Raw genomic sequence first — 6049 nt, forward strand, 5'->3', positions numbered from 1 at the left:
TCCACCAGCCCCTCGCGCACGGCCACCAGCGCCGCCTGTGTACGGGAGGCCAGGCCGAGCTTCGCGAGCAGCTTGCTGACATGGGTGCGCGCGGTGCGTTCGCTGATCGTCAGCCGGTCGGCGATGGCACGGTTCGAGAGCCCCTGCGCGACGAGGACGAGGACCTCGCGTTCACGGCCGCTCAGAGAGTTCAGCCCGTGCGACGGGGTGACGAGCCGCTGCGTGAGGCCACGGGTGACGGCCGCGTCGAGGAAGACCTCGTCCCGCTGGGAGGCCCTGATAGCCTCCTCGACCTCGTCGGGGGAGGCGTCCTTCAGCACGTAACCGGACGCGCCGTGCGCCAGGGCCGCGTGGACCCGCTCGATCTCCGAGAAGCTCGTCAGGACGACGGTCCGGACGTGCGGGTACCGCTCCGCGATCGCGGCCACCGTCCGGACACCGTCCAGCCGCGGCATGTGCAGGTCCAGAAGGACGACGTCGGGGAGCTCCCCGTGGGCGTTCATCGCCCCCAGCTTCTCCAGCGCCTCCTGTCCGTCGGCCGCCTCGCCGACGAACGCGATGTCGTCGACGAACTCCAGAAAGCTGCTGATGCCCCGGCGGACGACCGTGTGGTCGTCGACGACGAAGACCCTGATGTTCCTGGCCCGCTCGCTCATACCGTGCCTTCCTTCCGGTGCCCCGACCGGCCGCGGGGGAAGGGGAGTTCGGCCCGGACCCGGGTGCCTGATCCCTCCTCGCCGGTCGTGACCGCGACAGAGCCGCCCCACCGGCCGGCGCGGTCGCGCATGGAGGTGAGGCCGTAACCGCCTCCCGCGGTGGCGTTGGCCGCGACGCCACGGCCGTCGTCCACCACGTCGATCCACATGACCCGTCGCTCCCGGTCGAGGCGCGCGTCGACGTGGACCACCGTCGGCGCCGCGTGTTTGACCGCGTTGTGCAGCGCCTCGCTGATGATCTGGTACACGTCCTCGCTGAAGTCCGCCCCTCCCGTGTCCTCCTCCGTGAGGGCGTCGACGGTCAGGTCGACGTTCACGTCGTATCTGCGCTCGATGGCCTCGGCGAGGGCGTTCAGGGCGGGCAGGAGTCCCAGCTTCGCCGACACCGGGGGCTGCAGGGCCAGCACCACCCCGCGGAGGTCGCGCTGCACGTGGTCGACCAGGTCGGTCACTTCCCTGGCGACGGCTTCCACCCGCCCGGCGAGGGGTTCGTCCAGGCGCCGCGCGATCCCTCCGAGTGCCTTGGCCTGCATCCCGATGGAGAAGACGTGCTGGACCACCGAGTCGTGCAGGTCCCGGGCCAGCCGCTTGCGCTCCTCACGGCGGGCGGAGACACGTTCCTGGTGGATGAGTGTCGCGTAGTCGACCGCCAGGGCCGCCTGTTCGGCCATCGCGGTGATGAAGTCCAGCAGGGCGGGGGTCGCCCGGTAGCCGGTGGCGACGTAGACGTTGAGGGCTCCCAGGGCCTTGCCCCGCGACAGCAGCGGTGTGCCGACGAAGTCCTCCCAGTCCAGCTGCGACACGTACGCGTGGAGCGGTTCCCAGGCCGGGTCCGCGAGCATCTGGGCCCGGCGCCCGGGAAGGACCTGCTGACGCCGCTCGCTCATGCTCCGGTGTGTGATCAGGTCGGCGCCCCGGTCCCGCGACGCCATCAGCAGGTCGAAGAAGGGCGCCACCTGCTCGAAGCCCGCGGACCCCATGAGCTGCAGGCGGTCACCGCTCGGGCCGAAGGTGATGATCTGGGTTCCGGCGACGCCGGGGGTCCGCTGGATCTCCGCGGCCATCGCCCCCAGGACCGCCTCGAGGGAACTGTCGGACGCCATGCTCGCGGCGGTGCGCGCCAGCGCCGCCGCACTGCGGTGCTGCTGCTGGTACTCGGTGACGTCGCGGAAGCTGACCAGTGTGGCCTCGCCACCGAGGCGGTCGTCCGCGCCCCGGACGTAGGCCAGCCAACGCGGGGCGCGGGTACCGGCCTGCCAGACGCAGACCCGCTCACCCTCCTCCCGGGAGGCGGTGGTGCCTTGGGGGGCGCCGTTCTCCGGCCGGAAGGGGGCCACGCTGCCGATCAGCTCCTCGCGGGACCGGCGCATCAGGCGCGCTCCGGCCCGGTTGACCCATCGGATCGTCCCGTCCCCGTCCACGAGCGCCGCACCCGTCGCGAGCGCGTCGAGCGCGGATTCCCATTCGACCCGTTCGTCCATCCGTCACAGAGCTCCCTGGTCGCCTCGGCCGCCTACGTCAATTGTCCTCACCGCGTACTCCGTGATCAGCGTGGCCTTCGCGTCGTCCGCCCGATGACCGCGACAGGACGATCCCCCTACCGTCGACATGCGGCAGGCGCGCGTGACGTGCCCGCGCGGTCGGGCCGGGGCGACGCAGTCGCGACGGGCACGACACCCTACCCAACCCGTAGAAAGGTGGCGCTCGTGGACACGTTGGCCATCCACGCCGAGCGGCCGGCCACGGCTCATCTCCTGGACGGCAGAGGCACCGCCCGCACGATCCGGGCGGAGCTCACGGAGAGAGTCGCCCGGCTGACCGCCCGGGGCGTGCGGCCCGGGCTCGGAACCGTGCTGGTCGGCGACGACCCGGGCAGCATCGCGTACGTCGCGGGCAAGCATCGCGACTGCGAGGAGATCGGCATCCGGTCTCTGCGGGTCGAACTGCCCGGGACCGCCACCGAACGCGATGTTCTCGCAGCGGTGGCCGAGCTGAACGCCGACCCCGCCTGCACCGGGATGATCGTGCAGCTTCCGCTGCCCGCGGGGATCGACCGCGGGATCGTGCTGGAGAGCATCGACCCCGGGAAGGACGCCGACGGTCTGCATCCGACGAACCTCGGCCGGCTCGTCATCGGCGCGCCCGCACCGCTGCCGTGCACACCTCGGGGCGTCGTCGAACTGCTGCGCCGGTACTGCGTTCCGCTGACCGGCGCCGACGTCGTCATCATCGGCTGCGGGGTGACGGTGGGGCGTCCCCTGGGACTGCTCCTGACGCGCCACACAGAGAGCGCGACCGTCACCATGTGCCATGAGGAGACACGTGACGTGACCGCCCACCTCAGGCGCGCCGACATCGTCATCGCGGCGGCCGGCGCGGCGGCGCTGGTCCGAGCCGACGACGTCAAGCCCGGCGCGGTCGTCCTCGACGTGGGTATCACCAGGACCGAGGCCGGCATCGTCGGAGACGTGTCCGCCGACGTCGCGGACATCGCCTCCATGCTCGCCCCGATGCCAGGTGGTGTCGGGCCCATGACGCGGGCGATGCTCATGACCAACGTCGTCGAGGCCGCCGAGAGGTCCGTGGCCGCCCGCTGACCGGCCCCGCACCGGAAGCGAGGATCCGGCGACCCGGTCGTGCACCGGGTCGCCGGATCCTCGCGTACGACCGCGGCGGCGGTCGCCGGTGTCCATCAGTCCGGGAAGACCACCGTCGTGCGTCCGTTGACGAGCACCCGTCCCTCGAGGTGGTAGCGCACCGCCCGCGCCAGCACCCGCCGCTCGATGTCGCGGCCCTTGCGGACCAACTGGTCCGGGGTGTCGCGGTGGGTGACGGACTCGACGTCCTGAGCGATGATCGGTCCCTCGTCGAGATCGCCTGTGACGTAGTGCGCCGTGGCGCCGATCAGCTTCACGCCGCGCTGATGGGCCTGGTGATAGGGCTTCGCCCCCTTGAACCCGGGAAGGAACGAGTGGTGGATGTTGATGATCCTTCCCTCAAGGCGGGCGGAGAGCTCGTCCGAGAGGATCTGCATGTAGCGCGCGAGGACGACGAGATCCACCTGGTACTCGTCGACGAGGGCGAGCAGCTTGGCCTCCTGCTCCGGCTTGTTCTCCTTGGTCACCGGCAGGTGGTGGAAGGGGATGTCCCCGAAGTCGAGGTGGTGGTACACGGCGCGGGGGTGGTTGGACACCACGCCCACGACGTCCATGTCCAGCTCCCCGTGGCGCCAGCGGTAGAGCAGGTCGGCCAGGCAGTGGTCGAGCTTCGACGCCATGATGAGAACCCTCATCCGGTCGTGGCTCGCCTTCACGGTCCACGAGGCGTCCAGGGGGGCGAGGCTCGCGGAGACGTTCTCCTCGACGGCGCCGGGGCTCACCCCGGCCGGCACCTCGAATGCGATGCGGCAGAAGAAGCGACCGGAGAACGCGTCGTTGAAGTGGTTCGCGTCCTGAATGTTGCCGCCGATCCGCACGAGTCCCGCCGTGACCCGGCTGACGATCCCGGGGCGGTCCTGGCAGGCGAACGTCAGGGTGAATGAGCTGGGCATGGTGTCGGCTCCCGTCCTCGGATGGTCACGCCCGGCGCAGGTCTGCGCGGCGCCGGTCGGGCTTGTACGGAGCGGGGGCGACGGTCGCCCGGACCGCTTTCTGGGGTCCGTCGGGCCTTCCCCAGTGGACGACCACCTCGGTGCCCGGCTCGCTGTGCTGGACGTCGATGGTGCACAGCGACAGCATCTGCCGGTAGAAGTAGCTGTAGCCGCGGGAAGTGGCCACTCCGACGAGGCCGTCCCCGACCGTGACCTTGTCCGCCCACATGAAGCCGCGCTGGTCGCGGGGCATGTCCATGAAGGGGTAGTGGTCCTCCTGCCGGAACAGCGACGCGAAGACGTCCGCGACGTCGTCGCTGTTCCACACCAGGGTCCTCATGGCGCGGCGCGGGGCGGCCTTCTCCGCCTCGAGTGCCTCGCGCCCCAGGAAGTCGTGGTCGAACTTGATGTTGCGGCCCCATCCCAGCTCGACCGGGCTGCGGTAGTAGTCGCTGATGTCCGTTCCGTCGTACGAGCCGGCGATGTAGGCGGGCTGCGCGAACGAGGGCATGGACGCGGTGAAGGCCTCGCGATACTCCGTCATGTCCGCATCGAAGATGGCGGGAATGTAGTCGGTGGCGATGGTCGGGAAGCACGCCTCCAGATGATTGATCATCGTGGTCCGGGCACCGAGCTTGCGGATACCGAAGGCCTGGCCGACCTCCACGATACGGTCGTACACGTCCTGCTTGAAGGCCATCGGCCCCTGCAGCTCGAACCCGATCTCACCGGCCATGCCCTGGCGGAGCGCCCAGATCTCGTGACCCGCGATCGTGACGGTGTTGACCCGCATGAAGCCGGTCTCCCGCAGGCCGGAGTCGCCCGAGGCCTTCTCCAGCACGTTGACCGACTCGGGACCGGAGACCTGAAGCACGAACCAGTCGTCCCGCTCCACCCTGGCGTCGTAGTCCGTCTGCGACAGGTAGTGCGCGGCCCAGAAGCCGCCACGGCCGTGCAGCATGAAGTCGTCCTGGCCGAAGCGGGTGAGCACTCCCTCGTGGATGACCTTGCCGTCCTTGTTGGTGTGGATGGCGTGCTTCGACTGCCCGATCTCGAACGACGCGAAGCTGTTGACCGTGATGTCACCGAGCATGGCGAGAGCATCCGGCCCGGTGATCCGGTGCTGCCACAGGAACGACCAGTCCCCGATGTAACACGTGTGCTTCCACGACAGGCTCTCGTCGAGCCAGTCGGTGTACTCGGGCTGGCCGAAGCGGCTCCAGGCGTACCCCTCCGGGGGCTTACGCATACTGCTGACTGTGTACGTCATGTCGTCCCTCGCTCCGCGGCCTCACTGCCGCAAGGCCCGACGCTAGGCCGGGGAGCCGACGCCGGGAAACGCTCCTATGTCTCCGCTTCCGCTCGCTTTTGCATGACCGGGCACGCGACAAATGACGTACGACGGCAGGGCGGGTCTTTTGACGCCCACTTGGACGGCGAGATCAATCACCGGTATTTCACCGGCGCGCGGGTGCTCGCCGGGATCGGAGACGACCGATGGCGCTTCACCGACACTGAGAAACCGGGCGCCTGGCCTCGGTCGGACGTGGGCCTTCGCCAGCCCGACCGCCTCACCCGGTGCCCGACCCACTGCGACCGATGACGGGCCGACGGAGCCGGCATACCGCCACCCGAGCAACCCCCGCGGAGGGCTTGACAGAGGGGCGCGGAGGTTCTCGGCCGGGTACCTACGCATGTCCGCTGAGAACCTCGTCCAGCGTCCCCCTCGATCCTGTTTGGCATC

At 69.9% G+C, this 6049-nt stretch carries 5 protein-coding genes; 1 reads left to right on the forward strand and 4 read right to left on the reverse strand.

The annotated features are described in order from the left end of the window. The coding region (locus OG819_RS57825; RefSeq protein ID WP_266658255.1) for a response regulator transcription factor at positions 1-656 on the reverse strand (656 nt) is incomplete at its 3' end. Beyond that, a complete protein-coding gene (locus tag OG819_RS57830) occupies positions 653-2197 on the reverse strand; it encodes a histidine kinase (protein WP_266658257.1) in 1545 nt (514 codons plus the stop codon). The genes OG819_RS57830 and OG819_RS57825, both read right to left, overlap by 4 nt. A 234-nt stretch (positions 2198-2431) precedes the next feature. On the opposite strand from OG819_RS57830, the gene OG819_RS57835 reads away from it, so the two are divergent. Next, positions 2432-3313, forward strand: coding sequence for a bifunctional methylenetetrahydrofolate dehydrogenase/methenyltetrahydrofolate cyclohydrolase (locus tag OG819_RS57835; RefSeq protein ID WP_266658295.1), 882 nt, complete (start codon positions 2432-2434; stop codon positions 3311-3313). Positions 3314-3408: 95 nt separating this feature from the next. Here OG819_RS57835 and purU read toward each other — a convergent pair whose 3' ends face one another. Both purU and OG819_RS57845 read right to left on the reverse strand, forming a co-directional pair. Further along, positions 3409-4266, reverse strand: a complete 858-nt coding sequence (gene purU, locus OG819_RS57840; RefSeq protein ID WP_266658259.1) for a formyltetrahydrofolate deformylase — start codon at positions 4264-4266, stop codon at positions 3409-3411. Positions 4267-4291: 25 nt separating this feature from the next. Beyond that, a complete protein-coding gene (locus tag OG819_RS57845) occupies positions 4292-5554 on the reverse strand; it encodes a hypothetical protein (RefSeq protein WP_266658261.1) in 1263 nt (420 codons plus the stop codon). Positions 5555-6049: the final 495 nt, after the last annotated feature.

The sequence above is a fragment of the Streptomyces sp. NBC_01549 genome (assembly GCF_026339955.1).
Lineage (GTDB): Bacteria > Actinomycetota > Actinomycetes > Streptomycetales > Streptomycetaceae > Streptomyces.

Excerpts from the sequence above, each read along its gene's own strand:
- OG819_RS57830 (WP_266658257.1), bottom strand. The coding sequence starts at position 2,197 with ATGGACGAACGGGTCGAATGGGAATCCGCGCTCGACGCGCTCGCGACG.
- purU (WP_266658259.1), bottom strand. The coding sequence starts at position 4,266 with ATGCCCAGCTCATTCACCCTGACGTTCGCCTGCCAGGACCGCCCCGGG.
- OG819_RS57845 (WP_266658261.1), bottom strand. The coding sequence starts at position 5,554 with ATGCGTAAGCCCCCGGAGGGGTACGCCTGGAGCCGCTTCGGCCAGCCC.